Raw genomic sequence first — 25,499 nt, forward strand, 5'->3', positions numbered from 1 at the left:
CCACCCCCGCGGCGCCGATCGCCTATTCGGCGACGACGTCGACGAGCTCGGTACCGTACGCTCCGGGCTCGGTGCCGTGCCCGATCTGCGCGTACTGCCGGGGCGATCGGGAGCGCATGACGAGCGCCCAGACGATGCCGATGGCGGCGGCGGCGAACACCATGCCGGGAAGCAGGAAGGTGGTGGCGTCGGGTTCCGCCTGGCCGAGCATGAGCGGGAAGTTCTGCAGGATCATCACGAAGACCCAGAGCAGCGCCGCACCCGAGAGCGCGGGCGCGACGACCGTGACCCAGATGCTCAGGCCGCGTCGATCGCGCGCGAAGTAGCCGATCACCGCGACGGCGGTGATCGCCATGAGCAGTACGAGGCCCATGGCGCCGGTGTTCGTCAGCCAGGTGAACATGGTGAGCACGGGGAAGAGGAAGGCGGATTCGCCGAGGCCGGCGGCGCCGCCGAACACCTCTCCGCCCAGGATGAACGCGACGACGACGACGAGGGCGATGGCGGTCTGCGCGACGGAGCCGGCCCAGGGTGCGCCGGCCCGCGAGGTGCGGGCGAACCATGCGGGCAGCACGCCTTCGCGGCCGAGCGAGAAGAAGTAGCGCGCGACGGCGTTGTGGAACGCCTGGAGCGACGCGAAGAGGCTGGTGAGGAACAGGAGCGTCATGATGTCGGAGAAGATGACGCCGGTCTGCTCGGTCATGAACACGAACATGAGATCGGGGCCGAACTCCTGCGAGGCGCCGACGATGGCCGACGGGCCGACGCCGACGGAGAAGGCCCAGGCGCTGAAGGCGTAGAAGATGCCGATGATCGCGATCGCCGTGTACGTGGCGCGTGGGACGGTGCGCTTCGGATCCTTCGCCTCCTCGCCGTAGATCGCGGCGCCCTCGAAGCCCATGAAGGCGGCGACGCCGAAGACCAGGATGATGCCGAGCGCGGGCCCGAAGAGCGCCGACGGGTCGAGGGCGGCGGTCGACACGCCTTCGGGGGCTGCTGAGAACGAGACCACGTCGAAGACGATGACGACGAGGAACTCGAGGCCGACGAGCACGCCGAGCACCTTCGCGGAGAGGTCGACGCGGTTCACTCCGAGCACGCCGACGACGACGATGCAGAGCAGGATCCAGACCCACCACGGCGAGCTCACGCCGAGCTTCGCCTCCAGGAACATGGAGAGCTGGAAGCCGAAGAGGCCGTAGATGCCCACCTGCATCGCGTTGTAGGAGACGAGTGCGATGAGCGATGCGCCGACGCCGAGCGGGCGCGAGAGGCCCTGCGAGATGTAGGCGTAGAACGCGCCGGCGTTGGTGACGTGACGTCCCATGGCGGTGTAGCCGACCGCGAAGACGGTGAGGATCACGGCGATCAGCAGGAAGCCGAGCGGAACGCCGAGGGATTCGGTGACCGCGAACGACGTCGTGACGCCGCCGGCGACCACGGTGAGCGGCGCCGAGGCCGCGATGATCATGAGGGTGATCGCCGGCACGCCCAGGGTGCGGCGGCTCAGGCCGGGATCGTGCGGGGTGGTCGTGTGCGTCCGCTGCGCTGTGCTCGGTGCGCTCATCGGGGTACTTCCTCTCGCGTGTGGCGGCGTTGCCGGTGCGGACGCGCTCTGCGGCGGTCCACTGCGCTCCGAGTCTAAGAACGGCGGGCGGCGGGGGAGTATGCGTGCAGCGCAGGGGGCATGGACATGCGCGCACGGCTGTCCATCTGGATAGTCGCGGGGCGGCCGGCGAAGCGGGCCGCCGCGCCTCGGAACGACGACGGGCCGGGGCGCGACGCGCCCCGGCCCGGATCCTGCATGCGGGATCAGAGGGTGTTGCCGAGCTTGAAGCCCTTCTCGCCCTCGTCGTCGCGCGTGTACGAGAAGCCGTCGGCCCCGATGGTCACGGCCATCTCCGAGCTGTCGGTGCGCGCCACCACCGGCTGCGGGTTGCCGTCGAGGTCGAGCACGATCGAGCCGTCGGTGTACCACGACGGCACGACCGGGTTGCCCCACCAGTCGCGGCGCTGGTTGTCGTGGACGTCCCAGGTGACCACGGGGTTGTCGGGGTCGCCCGTGTAGTAGTCCTGCGTGTACACCTCGACGCGGTGGCCGTCGGGGTCGCGCAGGTACAGGTAGAACGCGTTCGAGACGCCGTGGCGGCCCGGGCCCCGCTCGATGCTGTCGGATCGGCGCAGTGCGCCGAGCTTGTCGCAGATCGCGAGGATGTTGTGCTTCTCATGGGTGGCGAAGCAGACGTGGTGCATGCGCGGCCCGTCCCCGCCCGTCATCGCGGTGTCGTGCACCGTCGGCTTGCGGCGCATCCATGCGGCGTACACCGTTCCCTCGTTGTCCTGGATGTCCTCCGTCACGCGGAAGCCGAGGCTCTGCATGAAGCCGACCGCGCGCGGCACGTCGGGGGTGATCTGGTTGAAGTGGTCGAGCCGCACCAACTCGCCCGGCACGTGGAGGTCGTACCGCCACGACATGCGCTCCGTGTGCTCGGTCTGGTAGAAGAACTCGTACGGGAAGCCGAGCGGATCGACAACGCGCACGGAGTCGCCGATGCCCCGGACGAAGCCGTCGGGATTGCGGCGCACCTCGCATCCGAGCTCTTCGTAGAACGCGACGGCGAGGTCGAGATCCTCGGGGGTGCGCACTCGGTACGAGAACGCGGCGACCGCGGCGACGGGGCCCTTCCGCAGCACGAGGTTGTGGTGGATGAACTCCTCCGTCGAGCGGAGGTAGATCGCCTCGTCGTCCTCCGTGGTGACGTACAGGCCGAGCACGTCGACGTAGAACTCGCGCGACGCGGCGAGGTCGGTGACGATGAGCTCCATGTACGCGCAGCGCAGGATGTCGGGAGCGGGCGACGTCGGAGTCGGGATCGGGTCGTCAGACACGATCGGGGCCTCCTTCGTGACCCAGAAGCCCGCGGACTGCTTGTCTTCTTCGTTCAGTTTTGCCATGGTGTGCCTCCTTGAGTTCCCCCAGCGACCGGTGCGGTCACGATGCGACGACGCCGAACTTCGGCGAGTGCGCTTCGTTGAGCGTGATGTGGACGGCCTGCTGATCGGTGTAGAAGTCGATCGAGCGGTACCCGCCCTCGTGACCCAGCCCCGATGCCTTGACGCCGCCGAACGGGGTGCGCAGGTCGCGCACGTTGTTCGAGTTGAGCCACACCATGCCCGCGTCGACCGCCTGCGAGAAGTTGTGGGCGCGCTTGAGGTTCGACGTCCAGATGTAGGCGGCGAGGCCGTACTTCGTGTGGTTGGCGAGCTCCAGCGCCTCCTCGTCGGTGTCGAACGGTGTGATCGCGACGACCGGCCCGAAGATCTCCTCCTGGAAGATGCGCGCGTCGGGGGAGACGTCGGCGAAGACCGTCGGAGCGATGTAGTTGCCCGTCGGGAAGCCCTCGGGGCGCCCGCCGCCGGCGACGAGGCGGCCCTCGCTCTTGCCGATCTCGACGTAGCTCATCACCTTGTCGTAGTGCACGGGGTGCACGAGCGCGCCGACCTCGGTCGCGGGATCCGAGGGCAGGCCGACCACGACGTTCTTCGCGCGCTCGGCGTAGCGCTCCACGAACTCGTCGTAGATGTCGCGCTGCACGAGGATGCGGCTTCCCGCCGTGCAGCGCTCGCCGTTCAGGCTGAACACGCCGAACACGGTCGCGTCGAGTGCGGCGTCGAGGTCGGCGTCGGCGAAGACGACGGCGGGGCTCTTGCCGCCGAGCTCCATCGAGAGCCCCTTCAAGAAGGGAGCGGCGTTGCCGAAGATCAGTGAACCGGTGCTGCTCTCGCCCGTGAACGAGATGAGCGGCACGTCGGGGTGCTTCACGAGCGCGTCGCCGGCCTCCTCGCCGAGTCCGTTGACGAGGTTGAACACGCCGTCGGGCACGCCGGCCTCGCGGAAGATCTCGGCCCAGAGGGAGGCCGAGAGCGGGGTGAACTCGGCGGGCTTGAGCACCACCGTGTTGCCCGTGGCGAGCGCGGGGCCGAGCTTCCACGATTCGAGCATGAAGGGCGTGTTCCAGGGGGTGATGAGCCCGGCGACCCCGATGGGCTTGCGGTTCACGTAGTTGATCTGGCGGCCCGGCACCTTGAAGGTGTCGTCGTGCTGCGCCACCACCAGGTCGGCGAAGAAGCGGAAGTTCTCGGCTGCGCGCCGCGCCTGCCCGCGCGCCTGCGTGATGGGCAGGCCCGAGTCGAAGCTCTCGAGTTCGGCGAGCTGCGCGTCGCGCGACTCCACGATGTCGGCGATCTTGTGCAGCACGCGGGAGCGCTCGCGGGGGAGCAGCTTGGGCCAGGGGCCCTCGGTGAACGCGCGCTTCGCCGCGGCGACGGCGCGGTCGATGTCGGCCTGCTGGCCGGCTGCCGCCGTGATGTAGTTCTCGTTCGTGACGGGGTCGAGCACGTCGAACGTCTCGCCGCCGACCGAGTCGACGAATTCGCCGTCGATGAAGTGGCGGATGCGGTCGGGGAGCCCGGCGGGCTTCTGGTGCGTCATGCGTGTTCCTCCAGGTGTCGGGTCGGGTCGTCGGTCAGGCGGCGGGGTGCTGGTGGTGGTGTTCCTCGGTGTAGGCGAGCACGGCGTCGAGGGTCGCGGTGCGGTGCGCGCGCGCTGCGAGCTCGATCTCGAGCGGCTCTGCGCGTCGCTCGATGAGCTGCAGCAGCTGCTCGTGCTCGTCGACGGACTCGGATGCGCGCCCGGGGACGAAGCTGAACGACGAGTTGCGCAGCACGTTCATGCGGTTCCAGCCGCGGTGCACGAGGTCGAGGATGTGGGGGTTGGGGCACGCCTCGAACAGCACGCTGTGGAACTCGAGGTTGAGTGCGGTGAACCGCTGCGGATCGAATGCGCCCGAGAGGGTGTCGCGCATGCGCGCGTTGATGGCGCGGGCGCGGCTGATCTGGTCGGCTGTGATGTCGGGCGCCGCGAGGCCGGTCGCCGATCCCTCGACGAGGGCGAGCGTCTGCATCGTGTGCAGGTACTCGGTCTCCTTGATGAGCGCGACCTGGGCGCCGACGTTGCGCTCGAACGTGACGAGCTGCTCGGCCTCCAGTCGCCGGATCGCCTCGCGCACGGGCACCACCGACATGTCGAGCTCGGCGGCGATGGGCGCGAGCACGAGCCGGTACCCGGGAACGTACTGCCCGCTGTCGATGCGGGCGCGGATCAGGCGGTACGCCTGCTCCGACTTCGACTCCGCGGCCATCAGCGCTCCGCGCTCTCGGCGCGCGCGGCGTCGTACTTCGCGCGCCACTCGGCGTTCATGGGGAAGAGGCCGTCGACGGGCGCGCCGTTCGCGACCTGGTCGGCCACCCAGGCGTCGGCCTGCTCCTGGGCCGCGGCCTCCGCCGCCACCTCGGCGAGCAGCGCCGGGGGGATGACGATGACGCCGTCGCGGTCGCCCATGATGATGTCGCCCGGCTGCACCGCAGCGCCGCCGCAGGCGATGGTCACGTCGACCTCCCAGGGCACGTGGCGGCGGCCGAGCACGCTCGGGTGCGCGCCCTGCGAGAAGACGGGGATCTCGAACTGCTGCACGGCCGCGAAGTCGCGCACGCCGCCGTCGGTGACGATGCCGGCGGCTCCGCGCACCTGGGCGCGGAGCGCCAGCACGTCGCCGACCGTGCCGGTCTCGGGCACGCCTCGGGCTTCGACCACGAGCACCTCGCCGGGGTGCACGGTGTCGAACGCGCGCTTCTGCGCGTTGAAGCCCCCGCCGTGCGCTGCGAAGAGGTCGGGGCGGAACGGGATGAAGCGCAGGGTCTTGGCGGTGCCGAGCATCGTGTCGCCCTCGTGGTTCGGGTGGACGCCGTCGATGAAGATGTCGACGTAGCCGCGCTTGCGCAGGGCGGCCGACACGGTGGCGACGGCGACGCCGTCGAGCTGGGCGCGGATCTCGTCGGTGAGCGGCGAGTCGGGCTGCGTCGCGGCGCCCGCCGCCCCGCCGACCTGGTCGGCGCTCTGCGCGGGGGAGGAGAGCGGGGTGGCGCGGCCGGCCGCGACCGCGGCGGCGTGCTCGGCCTCGCCGCCCCATGCCTCGATGCGCTGCAGGTCGTCGACCTGCGGCTGCGAGCCGTAGTCGCCGAGCGGAACGGTGCCCTGCGTCACGGTGGTGACGAGCCGCCCGGTGCTCGGGGCGCCGGGAGCCTGCGGGGCGTCGACCTCGATCTCGACGACGTCGCCGGGAACCACGACGGATGATCCGGCGGGGGTGCCGGTGAGGATCACGTCGCCGGTCTCGAGCGTGAGGTGCTGCGAGAGGTCTGCGACGAGCTGGCCGAACGGGAAGGCGAGCGTGTCGCTCGTGTCGTCTTGCACGAGCTCGCCGTTGACCCAGGTGCGCACGCGCCAGGCGTCGGGCCCGATGCCGTCGGCGGGAATGGCGCGCGGCCCGATCGGGGTGTAGCCGTCGCCGCCCTTGTTGCGGAGGTTCGAGCCCTTGTCGGCTGCGCGCAGGTCGTAGAGGCCGAGGTCGTTGGCGGCGGTGACGGCGGCGACGTGGCGCCATCCCTCCTCGGGCGAGACGCGGCGGGCGGGTGCGCCGATGATCAGCGCGATTTCGCCCTCGAATGCGAGGAGCTCGGTGCCCGCGGGGCGCTCGACGGTGCCGCCGCTCGGCGCGAGCGATGAGGCGGGCTTGAGGAAGTACGAGGGGTGCTGGGGCGTGCGCCCGCGCTGCGCGATGCGCGACGGGTAGTTGAGGTGCACGGCGATGATCTTTCCGGGCGTCTCAATGCCCAGTTCCGCGACTCCGTACGTCATCGAGACCTTCTCTCCAGGTTGTATTTGAAATCGTATATGATTTGATCCGGCTTGCCAAGGGGTGCACGCGTGTCACCGCGGCCCCGCGATCGCGGCTCCCGCTCAGTACGACGATCGCGGCGCCGTGGCGTCGCCGCCCGCCGCCGAGAAGCGCGCCACGAGTGCCTCCGTCTGCCGTGCGAGGATCGCGACATCCGCGCCCACCGCGACGAACGACGCGCCCGCCGCGATGTACCGGTCCGCATCCTCCGGCACGAAGGCGTTCACGCCGGCGGGCACGCCCGCAGCGACCGCGCGCTCGATGGTGCGCAGCACGGCGCCCACCACGTCGGGGTGGTTCTGCTGCCCGAGCAGCCCCATCGACGCGGCGAGGTCGGACGGCCCGATGAACACCGCGTCGACGCCGTCGACGGCGAGGATCCGCTCAGCGTCCGCGACCGCCGCGGCCGACTCGATCTGCACCGTCAGGCTCACGGTCTCGTCGGCGCGACCGAGGTAGCCGTCGACGCGATTCCATCGAGCCGAGCGCGCGAGCGCCGACCCGACCCCGCGCACCCCGCGCGGCGGATACCGCACGGCCCGCACGACCTCCTCCGCCTGCTCCGCCGAGTCCACCATCGGAACGAGGAGGTTCTGCGCGCCGAGATCGAGGAACTGCTTGATCGCGACCGTGTCGCCGTACGGCACGCGCACGAGCGGCGCGACCGGGTACGCCGACATCGCGTGGAGCTGGGCGAGCACCGATTCGAGCCCGTTGGGGGAGTGCTCGGCGTCGAGGAGCACCCAGTCGCAGCCGCTGCCGGCGACGATCTCGGCGGTCACCGGGCTGCTCGCCGACGCCCACAGCCCGATGAGGGCGCGGTCGGCGGCGTCGAGGCGATCCCGCAGTGTGTCGGGGAGACTCACACGAAGCGGCATGTCACCGACCCCAGCTCGTGGTAGTCGGCGTGCACGGTGTCGCCGCGCTCCACCCACATCGGCTTGGTGAACGACCCCGCGAGCACGATCTCGCCCGCGTCGAGCGACTGCCCGTGCTGCGCGAGCTTGTTCGCGAGCCAGGCCACGCCGAGCGCGGGGTGCCCGAGCACGGCGCCCGCGACGCCCGAATCCTCGATCGTCTCGTTGCGGTAGAGCAGCGCCTTCGCCCAGGTGAGATCGATCTCGTCGACCTTCACCGGGCGCCCGCCGAGCACCACGGCGCCCATCGCGGCGTTATCGCTGATCGTGTCGACGATGGTGCGCCCCTCGAGCTCGAGATGGGAGTTGAGGATCTCGAGGGCGGGCACGACGTACGCGGTCGCATCGAGCACGTCGAAGAGGTTCACCCCCGGGCCCGAGAGCGGCTTCGCGAGCACGAACGCGAGCTCCACCTCGATGCGCACGTTCGAGAACCGGTCGAACTCGATCACGGCGCCCGACTCGTGCACCATGTCGTCGTGGATCACGCCGTAGTCGGGCTCCGAGATGCCCGTCGCCACCTGCATCACCTTCGACGTGAGGCCGATCTTGTGCCCGACGAGGCGGGCGCCGGCGGCGATGCGGCGATCCGACCACTCCTTCTGGATGGCGTACGAATCCTCGATCACCATCCCGGGGTAGCGCGCGGTGAGTCGGGGGAGGATCGCGCGATCCCTGTCCGCCTGCACCAGTTCGTCTGCGATGGCTGCAATCTGCGTCTGCTCGAGCACGTGACCTCCGTTGTCTGGCGTGTACCCCTGAATCGTATACGATCCCTCGCCCGGCGCACCAGAGCCGCGCGCGCGATCGCGGGACGGGGCGATCCGTGCCGCGCTCCGGTGAACCGCCGATGCCGGGTCGATGGCCGAGCGGCGACGTCCCTCCATCGGCGCGCAAACGCGGTAGACTTGTATGATGACCTCTTCCGAGAACGCCGCCCCCACCGAAACCGAGGGCGAGCGCATTACCTTCGCCGACCTGGGCCTCGCGCCCGAGGTTCTCCGCGCAGTGACGGATGTGGGATACGAAACGCCCTCCGCAATCCAGGCGGCCACGATCCCCACCCTCCTCGAGGGCGCAGACGTGGTCGGCCTCGCGCAGACCGGCACCGGCAAGACCGCTGCCTTCGCACTTCCGATCCTCTCCCGCATCACCCCCGGCCAGGGCGTGCCCCAGGCGCTCGTACTCGCACCGACCCGTGAGCTCGCGCTCCAGGTCTGCGAAGCCTTCGAAAGCTACGCCGCCCACCTGCCCGAGGTGCACCTCCTCCCCGTCTACGGCGGCCAGGCCTACGGCCAGCAGCTCTCGGCCCTGCGCCGCGGCGTGGACATCGTCGTCGGCACCCCCGGCCGCATCATGGACCACCTGAAGCGCGGCTCCCTCGACCTGACGCAGATCAAGTACCTCGTACTCGACGAGGCCGACGAGATGCTCAAGATGGGCTTCGCCGAGGACGTCGAGACGATCCTCGCCGATACGCCGCAGGAGAAGCAGGTCGCCCTCTTCTCGGCGACGATGCCCGCGCAGATCCGTCGCATCTCCCAGCAGTACCTCAACGATCCGCGCGAGATCAAGATCGCCGGCAAGACGCAGACGAGCTCGACGATCACGCAGCGCTACAACGTCGTGTCGTACACGCAGAAGCTCGACGCGCTGACCCGCATCCTCGAGGTCGAGGACTTCGACGCGATGATCGTGTTCACGCGCACCCGCGGCGATTCCGAGCAGGTCGCCGAGAAGCTGCGCGCGCGGGGCTACTCCGCCGCCGCCATCAACGGCGACATTCCGCAGGCGCAGCGCGAGCGCACCGTGCAGTCGCTGAAGGACGGCAAGCTCGACATCCTCGTCGCCACCGACGTCGCCGCCCGCGGCCTCGACGTGGAGCGCATCAGCCACGTGCTCAACTACGACCTCCCCATCGACACCGAGTCGTACGTGCACCGCATCGGCCGCACCGGCCGCGCAGGGCGCACCGGCGACGCGATCAGCTTCGTCACGCCGCGCGAGCAGCGCCTGCTCAAGGCGATCGAGAAGGCGACCAAGCAGCCGCTCACCCAGATGCCGCTGCCGCAGATCGACGAGGTCAACGCGACGCGCCTCTCGCGCTTCGACGACGCCATCACCGCCGCGCTCGGCGAGACGCGGCGCATCGACGGCTTCCGCGACATCATCGCCCACTACGTGCGCCACCACGACGTGCCCGAGACCGATGTGGCCGCGGCGCTCGCCGTGGTCGCGCAGGGCGACACCCCGCTGCTGCTGACGGAGGACGACGACCGCAAGTTCGAGCGCGATCGCAAGCAGGCGGCCCGCTTCCTCGAGGACTCGGCGAGCGGACGCGGCGATCGGCCGGCGCGCGAGGATCGCGGACCCCGCCAGCGGCGCGACGATTTGCGCATGTACCGCATCGAGGTCGGCCGCCGCCAGAACGTGCAGCCCGGCCAGATCATCGGCGCGATCGCGAACGAGGGCGGGCTGACGCGCGACGACTTCGGCCGCATCCAGGTGCGCGACGACTTCTCGCTCGTCGAGCTGCCCGCGAAGCTCTCGGCCGAGACCGTTGCACGACTGGAGGACACGCACATCGGCGGCAAGGCGATCCGTCTGCGCGAGGACAACGGCCCGAGCCCCCGCGGCAAGGGCTTCGACGACCGGGGCGACCGCGGCGGACGCGGCGGCCGCGGCGGCTACGATCGCGACGACCGGGGCGGCCGCGGCGGATACAACGGCGGCGACCGGGGCGGGCGCGGCGGCTACGACCGCGACGATCGTGGAAGCCGCGGCGGGTACGGCGGTGGACGCGACGACCGGGGCGGCCGCGGCGGCTACGGCGCCGGTCGTGACGACCGCGGTTCGCGCGGCGGGTACGGCGGCGGTCGGGATGACCGCGGCGGCCGCGGCGGGTACGACCGCGACGACCGCGGCGGGCGCGGCGGCTACGGCGGCGGTCGCGATGACCGCGGCGGCCGCGGCGGCTACGACGGCGGGCGCGATTCCGGTTCCGACCGGGCCGACGGCAAGCGCAAGCCGCGCTGGTAGCACGCGCGCCGCGTCGGTAGCGCGGGCGCCGCGCCGGTAGCGCCGGCGCCGGCGGCCTTGCGCGGCCCTGCACGGCCCTGCGCCGACGCACCCATCGCACCCCTGCCTCACCGGTGCACACGTAATTCACGTGTGCGCCCGCGAGACAGGGGTGCAGTGGTGCGAGGAAGCAGCGTGCGCGCGTGCCGAGCGGCGCCCGCGCACGCGCGAGCGGCGCCCGCGGGCGCCGCTCGGCTCAGCCGCTGATGACGTGCGGCTCCGCGACGGCCTTCAGGCCGGCGACGCCGAACTCCCGGCCGTACCCCGACTGCTTGGCGCCGCCGAACGGAATCATCGGGTGCAGGCCGCCGTGCGAGTTGATCCAGGTGGTGCCCGCCTGCATGCGCGCCGCCACCTCGAGGGCGCCGGCGCGATCCGACGACCAGACCGAGGAGCCGAGGCCGAACTCGAGCTCGTTCGCGAGCCGCACGACCTCGTCGAGGTCGGAGTAGCGGATGATGGGCAGCGCCGGCCCGAACTGCTCCTCGACCACGAGATCGTTGTGCGGATCGATATCGGCGATGAGCGTCGTCGGATAGAAGTTGCCGACCGCCTCGCGATCGGGATCGCCTCCGAGCACCACGCGGGCGCCCGACGCCTTCGCGGCCTCGACCAGGCGGTCGACCTCGTCGAACTGCGCGCGGTTCTGCAGCGGCCCGAGCACGTTCTTCTCGTCGAGCCCGACGCCCATCGGCACCTGCGACGCGAACTTCGCCAGCTCGTCGACCACGGCGTCGTAGACGGCGTCGTGCACGTACAAGCGCTTCAGCGCCGCACAGGTCTGGCCGGTGTTGATGAATGCGCCCCAGAAGAGATCCTCGGCGATCGCCGCCGGGTCGACATCGGGCAGCACGATGCCGGCGTCGTTGCCGCCGAGCTCCAGCGTGAGGCGTGCGACGTTCGCCGCCGAGGCCTCGATGATGCGCTTGCCCACGGGCGTCGAGCCCGTGAACATGATCTTGCTGATCTTCGGGCTCCGCGTGAGCGCGTCGCCGACGGTGCGGCCCGGGCCGGCGACGATGTTCAGCACGCCCTCGGGCAGCACCTGGTTCATCACGGCCACCAGTGCGAGCACCGACAGCGAGGTCGTCTCGGCGGGCTTGATGACGACCGTGTTGCCCATGCGCAGCGACGGGGCGATCTGCCAGATCGAGATCATCATCGGCCAGTTCCACGGGGAGATGGCGCCCACGACGCCGAGCGGCCGGTAGTGCATCTCGGCGTAGCCCGACTCGTCGTCGACGATCACCTCGACGGGAAGCGGCGTATCGGCCGCGGCCCGCGTCCAGGCGACGCACCCGCCGACCTCGAATCGGGCGTTCGGCCCGTTCAGCGGCTTGCCCTGCTCGCGCGAGAGCAGTTCGGCGAGCGCCTCCGACGACGCCTCGATCGCATCGGCGGCGCGGTGGAGGATCGCCTGGCGCTCCGCATCCGGCAGTGCCGCCCAGGCCGGCTGCGCTGCCTCCGCCCGATCGATGGCGGCGTCGAGCGCGTCGAGACCCTCGACGGGCGCGGTGCCGATCAGCGCGCCGGTCGCCGGGTCGAACACCTCTCGGGTCGTTCCGTGCGAGGGGGTGATGGCAGCGAGCAAGCTGTCGTACGTGTTCATGGAGCCTCCGCTTCGAGTCCGGTCAGTGCCTCCAGGCTAGGCGCGGGCCGGTGCCCCTGCTTGACTGCTGCCGCAGCGCACTTGACGATTCGGGCACAGCGCACGGCTGAGACTCGACGGCCGCGCAGCGCGGTGCCACGCTCGAGGGATCGGCGCGGCAACGCCGCCGCGCCCGGAGAGGAGTCGACGATGCCAGTTCCGTCCGCCGAAGGATCCCCGCCCCGAAGCGTCATCGTGGTGGGTGCGGGCTCCGCCGGGTCCGTCGTGGCCCGTCGACTCGCCGACGCCGGTCTCGCCGTCACGGTGCTCGAAGCCGGAGGGGAGGACGGGAACCCCGCGATCCACGACCCCATGCGCATGGGGGAGCTGTGGCACAGCGCCGACGACTGGAACTACTACACGACGCCGCAGCCGGGCGCGAACGGCCACCGCCTGCACCTGCCGCGCGGCAAGGTGCTCGGGGGATCGCACTCGCTCAACGCGATGATCTGGGTGCGCTGCTCGCCGCTCGACTTCGACCACTGGGCGTCGCTCGGCAACGAAGGCTGGGCGTGGGAGGACGTGCTGCCCGTGTACCGGTCGATCGAGCGCTTCGCGGGCCGGGGCGACGACCCGGAGCACCTCCGCGGCTCCGACGGGCCGCTCGACGTCACGGGCCGGTATCCGCTCGCCCCGATCCAGCAGTCCATCATCGACGCCTCCGTGCAGGAGGGCCTCGTGCACAACCCCGACTACAACGGGGCCTCGCTCGAGGGCGTCTCCCAGCAGCAGATCACAGTGCGCGACGGCAAGCGGCTCAACACGTACATGGCGTACCTCAAGCCGGTGCGGGATCGCGTGACCGTCGAGGTGGGGTGCCACGTGCACGAGCTGCTGTTCGCCGAGGACGCGGCGTCTGAGCGGCCGCGCGTCGTGGGCGTGCGGTTCTCCCAGGACGGCGAGGTGCGGGAGCTGCGCGCCGACGAGGTGGTGCTCGCAGCCGGAGCCCTCGACTCGCCCCGCGTGCTGCTGCGATCCGGTATCGGCCCGGCCGAGGAGCTGCGCGAGGTCGGCATCGCCCCGCGCGTCGACCTGCCGGGCGTGGGCAAGAACCTGCACGACCACTACCTGTCGCCCGTGATCTTCGAGACCGAGCGGCCGGTCGGCCCGCCCGAGCCCGGCCGATCGGTGACGCAGACGCACCTCTTCTGGAAGAGCCGCGACGAGCTCGACCGGCCCGACACGCAGCCGATCAAATTCTCCGTTCCCATGTACGGCGACTTCCTCGAACCGCGCTCCGCAGACGGCTTCACCTTCATGGCGGGGCTCGTAACGCCGAAGTCGCGCGGATCGCTCACCCTCTCGGGGCCCGACCCCGACGACCCCACGATCATCGATCTCGACGCCCTCGGGCACGACGACGACGTCGCATCGCTCGTGGCCTCGGTGCGGCAGTGCCGCCGCATCGGCCGGCAGCCGGCGCTCGCCGAGGCGTGGGGCGCCCGGGAGGTGTACCCGGGGCCCGGGATCGGCGACGGCGACGACCTCGTCGACTACGTGCGCGAGACCGTGGCGACGTACCACCACCAGGTCGGCACCTGCAAGATGGGCGTCGACGAGCTCGCGGTCGTCTCTCCGCGGCTCGCAGTGCACGGCGTCGACGGCCTGCGCGTGATCGACGCCTCGATCATGCCGCGGGTGACGACCGGCAACACGAATGCGCCCGCCGTGCTGATCGGCGAACTCGGCGCCCGCTTCCTGCTGAACGGGGAGCGCTGAGCCCACGCCATCCGCTGCCGCTCCGTCGCCATCGCGGCGGGGCGGCCTCCCGACCACCGCGCCGAAGGCCGCACCGCGTCACCCCACGTCGAACGACTCCACCGGGAAGTCGATGACGGTCGCCCCTCCGGTCGCGTACCGGGGCACATCTTCGGCCACGGCCTGCCCCTCGGGTGAATCGAGCGCCGCCCGCAGCGCCTCGGCGTCGTCGAAGGTCGCCGCGAACACCGCGAAGTAGGGGGAGCGGTCGATGCCGATCGCGAACGAGATCTGCCGCACTCCCGGAAGCCGCGCGCACAGCGGCAGGTGGACGTCGCGGTAGTGCTGCTCGAACGCGGCGCGGTCGGCGGGCTCGGGGTAGAGCACGAGCAGTCGCTGGGTCATGCGTCGATCCTCTCGTCGGTCACGCGGCGGAGGGGCGCGCGTAGACGCGGCGCCCGGCGAACCAGGTCTCGACGACGGCGGTGCGCACGAGCTCGTGCGCGGGGTGCGCGAACGGGTCGCGGTCGAGCAGCACGAAGTCGGCCGACCTGCCCGGCGTCAGCGCGCCGGTCTCATCGCCGAGTCCCATCGCCTCGGCGCCGTTGATCGTGAACGCCGCGATGGCCTCTGCGAGGGTGATCGCCTGCTCCGGCCACAGCGTCCCGGGGTAGTCGCCGCTCGGATCCTCGCGCGTCACCAGACCGTGGATGCCCTCCCAGGCGTTCGGCGAGGGGGAGACGGGCCAGTCGGAGCCGCCGGCGACCAGGGCTCCGGCGTCGATGAGCGCGCGGTTCGGCTGGATGCGGTCGGCGCGCTCGCGGGGCAGCACCTGGCGGATCGCCTCGACGATCGGGCCCGGCACCCAGATGAACGGCGAGATGTCGGCCGAGACTCCGAGCTGCGCGAAGCGCGGGATGTCGTCGGGGCGCACGAACTGCCCGTGCGCGATCTGGTACCGCGGCTCCGTGATGCCCGCCGAGCGCAGCTGCTCGACCGCGTTCAGCACGACGTGCACCGACGCATCGCCCGTGCAGTGGATCTTCGCCGAGAGCCCCGCATCGGCCACGCGTCGCAGCCAGTCGGCGAGCTCCTCGGGGTCGAGCAGCGTCTCGCCGTGGAAGTGGTCGCCGTGCGCGTCGTCGGGAAGGTAGGGCTCGAGGAAGGCGCCCGTCCGCGTGGGCGGCACGCCGTCGAGGAAGATCTTCACGAAGTCGGGGCGGTGGTGCTCGGTGCGGAAGCGCTCGCCGTCGAAGACGAGGTCGTCGCCGACCTCCGCGAACCCGAAGATCTCGTCGTTGATGAGCATCGAGCTCACGACCCACGCGTCGAGGTCGCCGTCGGCGTCGAGCGCGCGCAGCGCCTCCAGGATGTGGGTCGAGACCCCCGCGTCCTGAAACGCCGTGACCCCGAACGAGTTGAGGATCGCGACGCCTCGCCGAGCCGCCGCGCGCTCCTGGGCGGGGGTGAGCCCGCCCGCGGAGCTGTGCGCGCGTGCGACGGGGACCCCCGCGGCCTCGAGCAGCACACCGGTGAGCCGAGCGGGATCGGCCGCGTCGGTGAGCGCACCGGGGTGGCCCGCCGAGATGCCGGCGAGCTCGAGGGCGCGGCTGCTGACCCAGCGGTTGTGGTGCGAATCGTCGGAGAGCATCACGGGGCGCCCGCCGGCGGCGGCGTCGAGCCGTGCGAGCGCCGCCGCCGTGCTCACGTCGCCCAGGCGGTCGCTCGCCCAGGGGCCGCCCACAACCCACGCGCCCTCGGGGAGCCCCGCGGCGTGCTCGGCGACGGCGTCGATGATGCCGTCGAGGGAGGCGCCGATCGGAATGCGCAGCTCGAACAGATCCTCCTTGCCCGCGAGGAAGTGATGGTTGTGCACGTCGACGAGCCCGGGCATCACGAAGCCTCCGGCGAGGTCGCGCACCTCGGTCGACGGTCCCGCGAGCGCGAGCACCTCGGCGTCGCTGCCGACCGCGGCGATGCGGCCCCCCGACACCGCGATCGCCTCGGCCCACGGCCGCTCGGCGTCGACGGTGTAGATCCGGCCTCCGGTGAGCACGAGTTCGGGCGTGGGCAGGGTCATCAGCGACTCCGTTTCGTCAGCGAAGGGCCCGCGGTGCGCGGCGCGGCGGGCCGTCGATGCCAGTCTCGCAGGCGGGCGCTCGCGGGCGTTGACCGTGCGCGCGGCGGTCTTGTGCGTGCGAGACTGATCGCGGCCGACGGGGCCGCCCCGGGTCAAGCTGGAGCGATCCGGCCGACGCCTCGTGCCGGATCCACTCGATGCAGGAGGGATGGCGCGCATGACCGAGGAGAACGAGGCGCCGGTGCCGGCGCCGATGCAGATGCGGGACCGCGTCGTGATGGTCACGGGCGGCGGGACCGGCATCGGCGCCGCGATCGCCGAACGCTACGCCGGCGAGGGGGCGCGGGTCGCGATCGTCGGCCGGCGGCGGGACCCGCTCGAAGCGGTCGCCCGCGCCACCGGTGCGCTGCCGATCGCGGCGGATGCGGCCGACGGCGAGTCCGCCCGCGCGGCCGTGTCGCAGGTGCTCGAGCGCTTCGGGCGGATCGACGTGCTCGTCGCCAACGCCGGCGGGCACGGGTTCGCCGCGGTCGGCGAGACGAGCGACGCGGAGTGGAGCGCCGCGATCACGGCCAATCTCACGACCGCGTTCGTCATGGCCCGCGAAGCCCTGCCCGCCCTCACCGAGAGCGCGACGACGAACGGGGCGAGCCAGATCGTCGTGGTGTCGTCGCTCGCGGGCCTCTTCGCGGGGCCGTCGGTCGCCGGCTACACCGTCGGCAAGCACGCGCTCATCGGACTCACGCGGAGTCTCGCCCGCGACTACGGAGCGGCCGGCGTGCGGGTCAACGCCGTGTGCCCGGGCTGGGTGCGCACCCCGATGGCCGACGCCGAGATGGACGAGTTCGCCGCGCACGCGGCGGCGATCGGCGACCGGGAGGCGGGCTACGCAGCGGTGACGCGCGACGTGCCGCTGGGCCGGCCGGCGCAGCCCGCCGAGATCGCCTCCATCGTGCGGTTCCTCGGATCGCACGAGTCGTCGTACATGACCGGCTCGGTGCTCGTCGCGGACGGCGGCGCCCACATCGTGGATCTGCCGACGGTGGCGTTCGCGCACGCCGGCATGTGATCGGCGCGGGGGTGCTGCGCCGATCGCCCGAGTCGGCACCGGCGCAGCACCCCCGCCTGTTTCACCCGCCCAGGTACGCCGATCGCAGCAGGTCCGCATCCTCAGCGAGCACGCCCGCCGGAGCCTGCGCGTGGCTGACCCGTCCGCTCGCGATCACCATCGCCTCATCGGCGATGCCGAGCGCGAGATGGGTGAACTGCTCGACGAGCAGCACACCCACGCCCGAGGCCGCGATCTGCTGGATCAGCGGCAGCAGCCGCATGAAGACGACGGGCGCCAGCCCGAGCGACATCTCGTCGATGAGCAGGAAGCTCGGCTTGGCCGCGAACGCCCGGGCGAGCACGACCATCTGCTGCTCCCCGCCCGAGAGCAGCACCGACTGCGCGTCGATGCGCTTCTCCAGCTCGGGGAACGCCGCGAGCACCTCGGCGAGGGCCGCCTCCGTCTTCGCGGTGAGCATGATGTTCTCGCGCACGGTGAGCGAGGGGAAGATCGCGCGCCCCTGCTCGATGTGGGCGATGCCGTCGCGCGAGCGCTGCACCCGGCTGCGCTTCGCGATCGACGCGTCGCCGAGCCGGATGTCGCCGGAGGCGTGGGGGATCACGCCCGACACCGATTCCAGCAGACTCGATTTGCCCGCACCGTTCGGCCCCACGAGCGCGAGGATCTCGCCCGGGCGCACGACGAGGTCGACGTTCGATACGACCGGCCCGGCGCCCCGGTGCACCGTCACGTCTCGCAACTGCAGTTCAGTCATGAGCTGATCTCCGCATCTCCCATATAGGCCGCGATCACGGCCGGGGTGTCGAGTACTTCGGCCGTCGGCCCCTGGGCGAGCACCCGCCCGAAGTCGAGCACGGTGAGCTCCGTGCACACCGAGCGCACGAGGTCGAGGTCGTGCTCGATGAGCACGATCGCGGTGTCGAAGCGCGAGGGGATCCGGGTCAGGCGATGCCCGAACTGCAGGTGCTCCTCATGCGACAGACCCGCCGCCGGCTCGTCGAGGATGAGCAGCCGGGGGCCGGAGAGCACCGCGGCGGCGACCTCGACGAGTCTCCGGGTGCCGACGTCGACCGTCGACAGCGGCGTCTCGGGAGCGGGGCAGCCGAGGAACGCGAGCGCATCCGCGAGCTCGTCGTGGTCGATCGCGCGGCGCGCCACGAACCGCACGTACGCCTCGACGGTGAGCTGCGGCGGCACCCGATCCTGCTGGAAGGTGCGCCGCACCCCGCGTCGGGCGCGCCGAGTCGGCGACAGCGCGCTGATGTCGGCGCCGTCGAGCAGCGTGCGCCCGGTGTGCTGGGGGAGGAACCCCGAGACGGCGTCGACGAAGGTCGACTTGCCCGCTCCGTTCGGGCCGATGAGCCCCATGATCGACCGGGGCCGCACGGCGAGCGATACGTCGTCGAGCGCCTTGAGCGCACCGAACTGCACGCCGAGGCCCTGCACCTCGAGCACGGGCGGCGCGTCTGCGGGCACGGGCTCGGCCGCCTCGGGCACCGCGAAGACGTCGAGCACGCTGGTGCCGACCTCGGGCTGCGCCGCGTCGCGCGCCGCGGACCGGGCATCGGACCGCCTGCGGATCGCGCCGCGGATGACCTCACCGAGGTTCGAACCGCTGGTGAGCGCCTGGATGCCGAGCAGGCCGAACACGACGAAGCCCCAATCCTGCGGCACGCCCCACTTCTTCAAGAGCTCGGGCACCACGACCCACAGGATGCCGCCGAAGATCGCCATGTCGATGAGGTAGGCGCCGCTCATCACCGCGAGGATGTACAGGGCGAGCGACTGGATCGGCGAGAAGCTCGTGGCGAACGGCAGCTGCACCTGGCCCGCGAGCAGCCCGCCCGAGACGCCGCCGAGCGCCGCACTCACCGCGAAGGCGGAGAGCTTCGCCGCCGACACGCTCCGGCCGACGGCGGCCGTGCCGCGCTCGGAGAAGGCGACCGCCTTCCAACCGCTGCCCATGCGGCTGCGCTGCAGGCCGTGCACGGCGAGCGCGCACAGCACGGTGACGATGGCCGAGAAGAAGAAGAACTCGCGGTCGCTCGAGAACGCCTCCGGGCGCTGCACGGCGATGCCGTCGGCCGCGCCGGGGAACTGGATCTGCACGAGCATCACGTCGAAGGCGGCGGCGAAGCCGAGTGTGACGACGGCGAGGTTGACGCCGCGCAGTCGCAGCGCCGGAAGGCCGATGATGATGCCCGCGACGCCGGCGGCCGCGCCGCCCGCGACCAGCCACACGACGAAGCCGCCGGGTGCGTCGAGCGTGTTCAGCCAGGCGACCACCCACGCGCCGATCGCGGCGAACGAGAGCTGCGAGAGCGCGATGATGCCCGCCGAGCCCGTGACGACCCCCAGGCCGAGCACCGCGATGATCGCGGTGAGTGCGCTGATGCCGAGGAAGACGTAGTAGCCCGACAGGCCCGCGCTGAGCGCCCAGCCCGCGCCGATGCCGACGACCGCGACGAGCAGTGGCAGTGCGGTTCGCAGTCTGCGGTTAACGAGCGGCATCCCACACCTCCTTTCGCTGCGACCAGAGCAGCAGCACGACGATGAACAGGAACGGGATGAAGTTGCGCACGAACGAGAACGCGGGGATCTGCGCGACGACGCCGGAGACCACCCCGAGCAGCAGGCCGCCGCCGACGGCGAGGTCGAGCCGGCGGAACCCGCCGAGCAGTGCCGCTGCGGATGCGGGGATGATGAGCATGGAGAGGCTGATCGCGTCGTTGGACTGCGACGGCGCGATGACGAGGATCGTGACTGCCGAGATCGCGCCTGTGGCCGCCCAGACGCCGATGGAGAGGGGCTTCGCCGCGATGCCGATCAGCTCCGCGGTCGTGGGCCGCTCGGAGAGCGCCCGCAGCTGCGTGCCGACCGTGGTTTGCGTCAGCAGCAGGGCGCAGCCGCCGGCGACTGCGATGGCGAGGGCCACCATGATGATCGTCACCCAGCTCACGACGACGCCGGCGACCGCGAAGGCGGGGCCCGAGAGGATCGGCGCGAACGGCTGCGGCTTGTTGCCGAAGATGATGAACGAGAGCGAGATGAGCATGAGGAGCGGCGCCACGGTCATGGCCGATCGGAGCGTGACGGAGGCCTCGGCGAGCCAGGTCGCGGCGATCCATCCGATCGCGCCGTTGAGCGCCGCCCCGATGAGGACGCCGACGATCGTCGCCGCCCAGACGGGCAGCCCCAGCTCGGCGGCGAACCAGACCGCCGCGAACGCGGCGAACATGCCGGTCGCCGCCTGCGCCAAGTTGACGACGCGCACGAGGCGGCTCATGAGGGTGAGCGTCACCGCGAGCACGGCGTAGAGCCCGCCCGAGGCGAGGCCCGCGAGCGCGCCCTGGAGCAGGCCGTCGCCGCTCATGCGACGCCTCCGCGCTCGGAGTGGACGAGGTTGGTCGGACGCATGGGGCTCCTTCGCCGGTGGTGGGGGAACGGATCGGTGCGGGCGCCCGGTGCGACGGCGGAGTCGCATCGGGCACCCGGCCGCCGGCGACGGGCGCCGGCGGGGCAGCGGTCAGCTGCTCGGGATCAGCCAGTCGTCGGCCGACTGCTTCCAGGCGCGGGTGCCCGACTCCAGCACGACCGGCCAGCCGCCCGGGGTGTACTCCTGCGCCGCGACCTCGTCGAACTGGTAGGGGGCGGCGACCATCGGGTTCTCGATCGGATCCATTCCGTGCAGCGCTTCCGCGACGGTCTCGCGGGTGATGTCGCCCTCCATCCCCGAGAGCACCTCCACGAGGTGCGTCGCCGCGAGGTAGCCGCCCTGGCTGAACGAGGTGAGGGCGATGTCGTTCTCCTCCATCAGCGACTTCTAGTCGGCGTTGATCTCGTTGTCCTCGGTGAAGGGGTAGAACTCGGCGGGCACGTGCACGCCCGCCCCCGTCCAGTCGAGGGCGGAGGCGAAGTTCTCGCTGTACACGCTGGTGAGGAACAGGAAGGTGACGTCGTCCCACCCCTGCGCCTGCGCCGCCTTCACCTGGCCGATCGCATCCGGTTCGATGCCGTTCACGGCGATCGCCGAGCAGCCCGCGTTCTTCGCCTTCACGATGTACGGCGTGTAGTCCGAGCCGCCGTAGGGCAGGCTGTCGTCGACGAGCAGCGGCTCCTCGCCGGTGATCTCCGTCCACTTCTCGACGCCCGCGAGGTACGAGGGCTTCGTCGATCCCGCGATCTCGAGCAGCACGCAGATGTCATCGAGACCGAGGTTCTCGGAGCCGTTGAGGAGCGTGAGGGTCATGTCGTTGAACGGGCCCAGATTGGCGGGCGCGATGTTGGGGGAGTCGAAGCAGCCGGTGTCGACGCCGATTCCGGGCATCGACAGCACGTTCTCCTGGGCGTAGTACTCCTGGTTGATCTCGCACTCGATGAGCGAGGCTCCGCCGACCAGCGCCACCACCTCGTCGCTGCCCACGAGCTGTCGGGCGGCCGCTGTCGCGGAGGCGGGGTCGCCCTTGTCGTCGACGGTCGTGTACTCGATCTGGCGGCCGTCGATGCCGCCGTCCGCGTTCACGCGGTCGAATACGGCCTGGGCCGCGGCGCTCGCCTCGGGGAACGTCGCCGCCCCGCTCAGGGTGTTGACGGAGCCGAGCTTGATGGGGGCGCCGTCGCCGCCATCGCCGCCGCCGGCGCAGCCGGTGAGCGCGAGTGCGGCGGTCGCGGCGAGCGCTGCGACCGCGGTGATGCGTCTCTGCATGGTGTGTCCTCTCGAACGGATGGGGTGGAGGTGGAGCAGCGCCGCGCTGCGGGAGCTGCGGGTCTGGGGAGCCGGGGCGCGGATCGGGCCGCGAGCGGTCACACCGGCTGGGCGTCGGGGTAGACCACCCTCCCGAGCGGGATGATGTGCCCGCCGGCGCGCGAGTGCTCCGCCCCGCCGGCGCCCGTGATGCCGAGGAACACGCCGGTCGTGCGGCGCGCGCTGCCGAGATCGTGCAGCCACACGCTCGCGACCGCGATCCGGAACTCGCGGAAGCAGAAGAGGTAGAGGTCGTCGTCGAAGCGCCACACGGTCGACAGGTCGGTGTCGCCGTGCCCGCGCTGCACGCCCTCGATGCACTGCCAGGCGTAGCGCTGGCTCGACAGGTACACGTGCTCGTAGAGGTGGTGCGGGCTGTACCGGTACAGGTTGCGGGTGCCGATCAGATCGCGCGACGGGCCCGGGGCGTCGCCGGTGGGGGCTCCGGCGCCCGTGACCGCCGACCAGAACGTCTGCCCCACTCGCGGGGCGCCCGCGCTCTCGCGCTCCGCGATGCGGGAGTGCACCACCAGCGCGCGGTGCGTCGTCTCCGAGTAGATCACCGTCACCGATTCGCGCGCTCGGGAGACGAGCGGCAGATTGACGAACACGACGTCGTCGCGCACGCGCACCGCATCGACGGGGTCGCGGAGCTCGCCGCCGAGCCCGCCCGACTCGGCGAGCGGCCCCTCCGCGCTCCACACGGCCTCCTCGCCGTCGAACGCGACGCGCAGCGTCGAGCCGTCGTCGAGCGTCAGCTCGAGCCGCGCGCCCGAGAGGTCGGCGTTCTCGAGTCGGTAGGTGTCGATGCCCGCTGCGAACTCGTCGTAGCTGCGCCAGTCATCGGCATCCGCCGTCGTCGGTGCGGTCCGTGCCGGTTCGTGCTGCGAGGTCATCTGCCGCTCCTTCGATCGCGCGGGGCGTCGGGATGCGGCCGGCCGCGGGCGGCCGTTCGCGGGCTCCCTCGCCCGTCATCGCTCTCACTGTAAGCAGGGCGGAAGCGTCGCCGGCGGGCGGCCGGCATGGTCGGCGGTGTGAGTCAACAGCCGTTCGCTCGGGGTCAACGCGCAGCGGACCTCGGGCGGAGGCGGCTACCTGCGGCGCAGCTCGCTCGGCGAGATCCCGAAGGCGCTCTTGAAGACCCGGCTGAAGTGCGCCGCATCGGTGAACCCCCACCGCGCCGCGATCATCGACACCGTGCGATCCTGCAGCACCGGATCGCGGAGGTCGGCGCGGCACCGGTCGAGGCGTCGCTCGCGGATCCACGTCGACACCGTGGTCTCCGCGCCCCGGAACAGCGAGTGGAGGTGGCGCGTGGAGATGTAGTGGGCCGCCGCGATGCTGTTCGGCGACAGATCCTGATCGCCGAGGTGCAGCTCGATGTAGGCGGTGATCTTCTGGAGCAGGAGCTGGTGGGGGTCGCGCTGGGCCGGGTCGGCGTCGAGGATGCTCGAGAAGAGCGTGCTCATCAGGTCGAGGCTGGTGTGCGCGAGCTTGGCGCGCACCCGGGAGTCGAGCGAGGCGAGCTGCGCGGGGAACTGCGACAGGAACGCGGTGACCACCGGGGCGAGCCCGTTGTGCTCGCGGCCCAGCGACACGGCGGTGAGCTGCTCCGTGAAGGGGATCGGCAGATCGACGCGGTCCTTCGGGAACATCATGATGAGGTTGCGGAAGTCCTCGCCGAACAGCAGCGAGTAGGGGCGCGAGGTGTCGTAGACGGAGAGATCGCCCGGGCGCATGACGACCTCGCGGCCGTCCTGCACGAGGATGCTGCTGCCCGAGAGCAGCAGGCTCACCTTGTAGTACCCGCTGCCGCCGTCCGCGATGGTCTCGGGGGTGCGCTCGACGAGGTGCGGGCGCGCGGCGACCTCGGTGAAGACCACGTCGTCGGCGTCTGCGGAGATCATGCGCGCGGAGAACGGGCCCGCGTACTCGGTCGAGACACGCAGGGGCACGAACGACGACGCGACCATGTCGCGGAACGTGCCCAGGTCGGGCGCCAGCGCGCGAGGTGCGCTGCGGCGCGCATCACCCGATGCGGTTGCGTTCGTCATGTGTGATCCCTCCGACTTCACTGGCGGTTGTCACCGGCGCCCGGGGAGGCGGCACCGGAATCGCGTCGTCGCTCTCGGCGATTCGCGCGGCGATTCACTTCGAGAGGATACACCTTCAGCCGCGCACGACCCCGAGCGATTCCTCGAGGGCGTCGAGCAGGATCGGCAGCTCCGCCGCGCCGAACGCGAGCGGCGGCCGCACCTTCAGCACGTTCCGGTCGCGCCCGATGCGCGAGATGAGCACCCTTCGCGACTTCATCTCCTCCACGACCCGCACTGCGAGCTCCGGCGCGGGAGCGCCGTCGACGGCGAAGTCGAGGCCGAGGAACATGCCGGTGCCCTTCGCGGCGCGCACGAACTCGTGCCGCTCGGCCAGCGCCTCGAGCCGGGCGCGCGCCTGCAGGCCGAGAACGCGCGCCTGCTCGCGGAGCCCGCGATCCTCCATCTCGAGCAGCACGGCCTCGCCCACCGCTGCCGAGACGGGATTGCCGGCGAAGGTGTTGAAGAACTCGTTGCGCGATCCGAACGCGTCGAGCACGCCCTCGCTCGTGACGACGGCCGACATCGGGTGCCCATTGCCCATCGGCTTGCCCATCGTCACGAGGTCGGGTGCGAGCCCCGCGTACTCGTGCCCCCACATGTGACTGCCGGTGCGGCCGAAGCCGCTCTGCACCTCGTCGGCGATGACGAACCCGCCCGCGGCGCGCACCCGATCGGCGATGCCCGTGAGCAGGCCCCGGGGAACGCGGGGCATGCCCTCCGTGGAGAAGAGCGGATCGAAGAGGCAGGCCGCGACGCCGAACCCGGCCTCCTGCAGCGAGGCGATCGCCGCATCCACCTGCGCGAGGGCGTCGGCGAGCACGGCGGGCTCGGGCCGCGCGTCGCGGTCGAGGTCGGGGATGCGGATCGCGCGCACATGCGCGCCGAGGGGCTCGCGGGTCTCGAGGCCCGTCGTCATCTCGGCGAGCGCGATGGTGGTGCCGTGATAGCTGTAATCGGAGACCAGCACGCCCGTCGCGCCCGAGAGCTGCCGCGAGATGCGCAGCGCCAGCTCGTTCGCCTCGGAGCCCGAGTTGCCGAAGAACACCCGGTCGAGGTCGCCCGCGAACGTCGCGAGCAGCCGCTCGGAGTAGTCGATCACGCGCTCGTTGAGGTACCGGGTGTGCACGTTGAGCGTGGCCGCCTGATCGGCGAGCGCGCGCACCACGCGCTCGTTCGCGTGCCCCACGTGCGGCACGTTGTTGTACCCGTCGAGGTAGCGATCGCCGGAGGCCTCGGTGAACCAGACGCCCCGCGCCGAGACGAAGTGCAGCGGCTCGCGGTAGAAGAGCGGGGAGTAGGGGCCGATCGTGCGGTTGCGGCGGGCGATGAGGTCGGCGGTGGAAGACATGGGGTCCTATCGGGATCGAGG

The 25,499-nt window shown here is 71.4% G+C and carries 21 protein-coding genes; 3 read left to right on the plus strand and 18 right to left on the minus strand.

Annotated features, from left to right (window positions below):
- Positions 1 to 22 precede the first annotated feature (22 nt).
- From BLT44_RS08610 to BLT44_RS08640, 7 genes are all read right to left on the minus strand, one after another.
- Positions 23 to 1,567: an APC family permease gene (locus BLT44_RS08610; RefSeq protein ID WP_010157528.1), complete on the minus strand. Its 1,545-nt coding sequence runs from the start codon at positions 1,565 to 1,567 to the stop codon at positions 23 to 25.
- 245 nt (positions 1,568 to 1,812) lie between these two features.
- Positions 1,813 to 2,955 (minus strand): 3,4-dihydroxyphenylacetate 2,3-dioxygenase, encoded by a 1,143-nt coding sequence (hpaD, locus tag BLT44_RS08615; RefSeq protein ID WP_010157527.1) that lies wholly within the window; start codon positions 2,953 to 2,955, stop codon positions 1,813 to 1,815.
- Positions 2,956 to 2,992: 37 nt separating this feature from the next.
- Entirely contained in the window at positions 2,993 to 4,492 is a 1,500-nt protein-coding gene (gene hpaE / locus BLT44_RS08620) for a 5-carboxymethyl-2-hydroxymuconate semialdehyde dehydrogenase (RefSeq protein ID WP_010157526.1), read from the minus strand.
- Positions 4,493 to 4,526: 34 nt separating this feature from the next.
- The gene (locus BLT44_RS08625) at positions 4,527 to 5,201 is read right to left on the minus strand and encodes a GntR family transcriptional regulator (RefSeq protein ID WP_010157525.1); all 675 of its coding nucleotides are present in this window, start codon (positions 5,199 to 5,201) and stop codon (positions 4,527 to 4,529) included.
- Complete coding sequence (locus BLT44_RS08630; RefSeq protein WP_074690141.1) at positions 5,201 to 6,757, minus strand: fumarylacetoacetate hydrolase family protein; 1,557 nt, start codon at positions 6,755 to 6,757, stop codon at positions 5,201 to 5,203. Before BLT44_RS08630 ends, BLT44_RS08625 begins: the two co-directional genes overlap by 1 nt.
- A gap of 102 nt (positions 6,758 to 6,859) precedes the next feature.
- On the minus strand, positions 6,860 to 7,675 hold the full coding sequence (locus tag BLT44_RS08635; RefSeq protein WP_029608371.1) for an HpcH/HpaI aldolase family protein: 816 nt from the start codon (positions 7,673 to 7,675) through the stop codon (positions 6,860 to 6,862).
- Entirely contained in the window at positions 7,660 to 8,445 is a 786-nt protein-coding gene (locus BLT44_RS08640) for a fumarylacetoacetate hydrolase family protein (protein ID WP_010157520.1), read from the minus strand. The genes BLT44_RS08635 and BLT44_RS08640 overlap by 16 nt, the downstream gene beginning before the upstream one ends.
- A 181-nt stretch (positions 8,446 to 8,626) precedes the next feature.
- On the opposite strand from BLT44_RS08640, the gene BLT44_RS08645 reads away from it, so the two are divergent.
- On the plus strand, positions 8,627 to 10,753 hold the full coding sequence (locus BLT44_RS08645; RefSeq protein WP_074690143.1) for a DEAD/DEAH box helicase: 2,127 nt from the start codon (positions 8,627 to 8,629) through the stop codon (positions 10,751 to 10,753).
- Between the two features lie 235 nt (positions 10,754 to 10,988).
- On the opposite strand, the gene BLT44_RS08650 is transcribed toward BLT44_RS08645, so the two are convergent.
- Positions 10,989 to 12,401 (minus strand): aldehyde dehydrogenase family protein, encoded by a 1,413-nt coding sequence (locus BLT44_RS08650; RefSeq protein WP_010157518.1) that lies wholly within the window; start codon positions 12,399 to 12,401, stop codon positions 10,989 to 10,991.
- A gap of 189 nt (positions 12,402 to 12,590) precedes the next feature.
- On the opposite strand from BLT44_RS08650, the gene BLT44_RS08655 reads away from it, so the two are divergent.
- Positions 12,591 to 14,159: a GMC family oxidoreductase gene (locus BLT44_RS08655; RefSeq protein ID WP_050803138.1), complete on the plus strand. Its 1,569-nt coding sequence runs from the start codon at positions 12,591 to 12,593 to the stop codon at positions 14,157 to 14,159.
- A gap of 78 nt (positions 14,160 to 14,237) precedes the next feature.
- Here the strand turns inward: BLT44_RS08655 and BLT44_RS08660 are convergent, their stop codons facing one another.
- Positions 14,238 to 14,543, minus strand: a complete 306-nt coding sequence (locus tag BLT44_RS08660; RefSeq protein WP_010157516.1) for an EthD family reductase — start codon at positions 14,541 to 14,543, stop codon at positions 14,238 to 14,240.
- 19 nt (positions 14,544 to 14,562) lie between these two features.
- On the minus strand, positions 14,563 to 16,218 hold the full coding sequence (locus BLT44_RS08665; RefSeq protein WP_010157515.1) for an amidohydrolase: 1,656 nt from the start codon (positions 16,216 to 16,218) through the stop codon (positions 14,563 to 14,565).
- A gap of 217 nt (positions 16,219 to 16,435) precedes the next feature.
- Between BLT44_RS08665 and BLT44_RS08670 the strand changes: the two genes are divergently transcribed.
- Positions 16,436 to 17,287, plus strand: coding sequence for an SDR family NAD(P)-dependent oxidoreductase (locus BLT44_RS08670; RefSeq protein ID WP_231291584.1), 852 nt, complete (start codon positions 16,436 to 16,438; stop codon positions 17,285 to 17,287).
- A gap of 61 nt (positions 17,288 to 17,348) precedes the next feature.
- Here the strand turns inward: BLT44_RS08670 and BLT44_RS08675 are convergent, their stop codons facing one another.
- From BLT44_RS08675 to BLT44_RS08705, 8 genes are all read right to left on the minus strand, one after another.
- A complete protein-coding gene (locus BLT44_RS08675; RefSeq protein ID WP_010157513.1) occupies positions 17,349 to 18,044 on the minus strand; it encodes an ABC transporter ATP-binding protein in 696 nt (231 codons plus the stop codon).
- The gene (locus BLT44_RS08680) at positions 18,041 to 19,801 is read right to left on the minus strand and encodes a branched-chain amino acid ABC transporter ATP-binding protein/permease (protein WP_010157512.1); all 1,761 of its coding nucleotides are present in this window, start codon (positions 19,799 to 19,801) and stop codon (positions 18,041 to 18,043) included. The genes BLT44_RS08675 and BLT44_RS08680 overlap by 4 nt, the downstream gene beginning before the upstream one ends.
- The gene (locus tag BLT44_RS08685) at positions 19,788 to 20,663 is read right to left on the minus strand and encodes a branched-chain amino acid ABC transporter permease (RefSeq protein WP_010157511.1); all 876 of its coding nucleotides are present in this window, start codon (positions 20,661 to 20,663) and stop codon (positions 19,788 to 19,790) included. Before BLT44_RS08685 ends, BLT44_RS08680 begins: the two co-directional genes overlap by 14 nt.
- A 153-nt stretch (positions 20,664 to 20,816) precedes the next feature.
- A complete protein-coding gene (locus tag BLT44_RS15915) occupies positions 20,817 to 21,104 on the minus strand; it encodes a hypothetical protein (protein WP_231291582.1) in 288 nt (95 codons plus the stop codon).
- Between the two features lie 9 nt (positions 21,105 to 21,113).
- The gene (locus BLT44_RS08690) at positions 21,114 to 21,995 is read right to left on the minus strand and encodes an ABC transporter substrate-binding protein (protein WP_231291580.1); all 882 of its coding nucleotides are present in this window, start codon (positions 21,993 to 21,995) and stop codon (positions 21,114 to 21,116) included.
- Positions 21,996 to 22,093: 98 nt separating this feature from the next.
- Positions 22,094 to 22,930, minus strand: a complete 837-nt coding sequence (locus BLT44_RS08695) for a MoaF C-terminal domain-containing protein (protein ID WP_010157510.1) — start codon at positions 22,928 to 22,930, stop codon at positions 22,094 to 22,096.
- Between the two features lie 195 nt (positions 22,931 to 23,125).
- On the minus strand, positions 23,126 to 24,088 hold the full coding sequence (locus BLT44_RS08700) for an AraC-like ligand-binding domain-containing protein (RefSeq protein WP_010157509.1): 963 nt from the start codon (positions 24,086 to 24,088) through the stop codon (positions 23,126 to 23,128).
- A gap of 115 nt (positions 24,089 to 24,203) precedes the next feature.
- Positions 24,204 to 25,478 (minus strand): aspartate aminotransferase family protein, encoded by a 1,275-nt coding sequence (locus BLT44_RS08705; protein WP_010157508.1) that lies wholly within the window; start codon positions 25,476 to 25,478, stop codon positions 24,204 to 24,206.
- Positions 25,479 to 25,499: the final 21 nt, after the last annotated feature.

Origin of the sequence: Leucobacter chromiiresistens (genome assembly GCF_900102345.1) — a bacterium.
Lineage (GTDB): Bacteria > Actinomycetota > Actinomycetes > Actinomycetales > Microbacteriaceae > Leucobacter > Leucobacter chromiiresistens.

What these genes read in the sequence shown, in the direction of transcription:
- BLT44_RS08700 (WP_010157509.1), bottom strand. Translation starts at nt 24,088, where the DNA reads ATGACGAACGCAACCGCATCGGGTGATGCGCGCCGCAGCGCACCTCGC.
- BLT44_RS08690 (WP_231291580.1), bottom strand. Translation starts at nt 21,995, where the DNA reads ATGCAGAGACGCATCACCGCGGTCGCAGCGCTCGCCGCGACCGCCGCA.
- BLT44_RS08660 (WP_010157516.1), bottom strand. Translation starts at nt 14,543, where the DNA reads ATGACCCAGCGACTGCTCGTGCTCTACCCCGAGCCCGCCGACCGCGCC.
- BLT44_RS08610 (WP_010157528.1), bottom strand. Translation starts at nt 1,567, where the DNA reads ATGAGCGCACCGAGCACAGCGCAGCGGACGCACACGACCACCCCGCAC.
- BLT44_RS08645 (WP_074690143.1), top strand. Translation starts at nt 8,627, where the DNA reads ATGATGACCTCTTCCGAGAACGCCGCCCCCACCGAAACCGAGGGCGAG.
- BLT44_RS15915 (WP_231291582.1), bottom strand. Translation starts at nt 21,104, where the DNA reads ATGGAGGAGAACGACATCGCCCTCACCTCGTTCAGCCAGGGCGGCTAC.
- BLT44_RS08675 (WP_010157513.1), bottom strand. Translation starts at nt 18,044, where the DNA reads ATGACTGAACTGCAGTTGCGAGACGTGACGGTGCACCGGGGCGCCGGG.
- BLT44_RS08655 (WP_050803138.1), top strand. Translation starts at nt 12,591, where the DNA reads ATGCCAGTTCCGTCCGCCGAAGGATCCCCGCCCCGAAGCGTCATCGTG.
- BLT44_RS08705 (WP_010157508.1), bottom strand. Translation starts at nt 25,478, where the DNA reads ATGTCTTCCACCGCCGACCTCATCGCCCGCCGCAACCGCACGATCGGC.
- BLT44_RS08625 (WP_010157525.1), bottom strand. Translation starts at nt 5,201, where the DNA reads ATGGCCGCGGAGTCGAAGTCGGAGCAGGCGTACCGCCTGATCCGCGCC.
- BLT44_RS08670 (WP_231291584.1), top strand. Translation starts at nt 16,436, where the DNA reads ATGACCGAGGAGAACGAGGCGCCGGTGCCGGCGCCGATGCAGATGCGG.
- BLT44_RS08695 (WP_010157510.1), bottom strand. Translation starts at nt 22,930, where the DNA reads ATGACCTCGCAGCACGAACCGGCACGGACCGCACCGACGACGGCGGAT.
- BLT44_RS08630 (WP_074690141.1), bottom strand. Translation starts at nt 6,757, where the DNA reads ATGACGTACGGAGTCGCGGAACTGGGCATTGAGACGCCCGGAAAGATC.
- BLT44_RS08650 (WP_010157518.1), bottom strand. Translation starts at nt 12,401, where the DNA reads ATGAACACGTACGACAGCTTGCTCGCTGCCATCACCCCCTCGCACGGA.
- hpaE (WP_010157526.1), bottom strand. Translation starts at nt 4,492, where the DNA reads ATGACGCACCAGAAGCCCGCCGGGCTCCCCGACCGCATCCGCCACTTC.
- BLT44_RS08685 (WP_010157511.1), bottom strand. Translation starts at nt 20,663, where the DNA reads ATGAGCGGCGACGGCCTGCTCCAGGGCGCGCTCGCGGGCCTCGCCTCG.
- BLT44_RS08680 (WP_010157512.1), bottom strand. Translation starts at nt 19,801, where the DNA reads ATGCCGCTCGTTAACCGCAGACTGCGAACCGCACTGCCACTGCTCGTC.
- BLT44_RS08665 (WP_010157515.1), bottom strand. Translation starts at nt 16,218, where the DNA reads ATGACCCTGCCCACGCCCGAACTCGTGCTCACCGGAGGCCGGATCTAC.
- hpaD (WP_010157527.1), bottom strand. Translation starts at nt 2,955, where the DNA reads ATGGCAAAACTGAACGAAGAAGACAAGCAGTCCGCGGGCTTCTGGGTC.
- BLT44_RS08635 (WP_029608371.1), bottom strand. Translation starts at nt 7,675, where the DNA reads ATGCCGCTTCGTGTGAGTCTCCCCGACACACTGCGGGATCGCCTCGAC.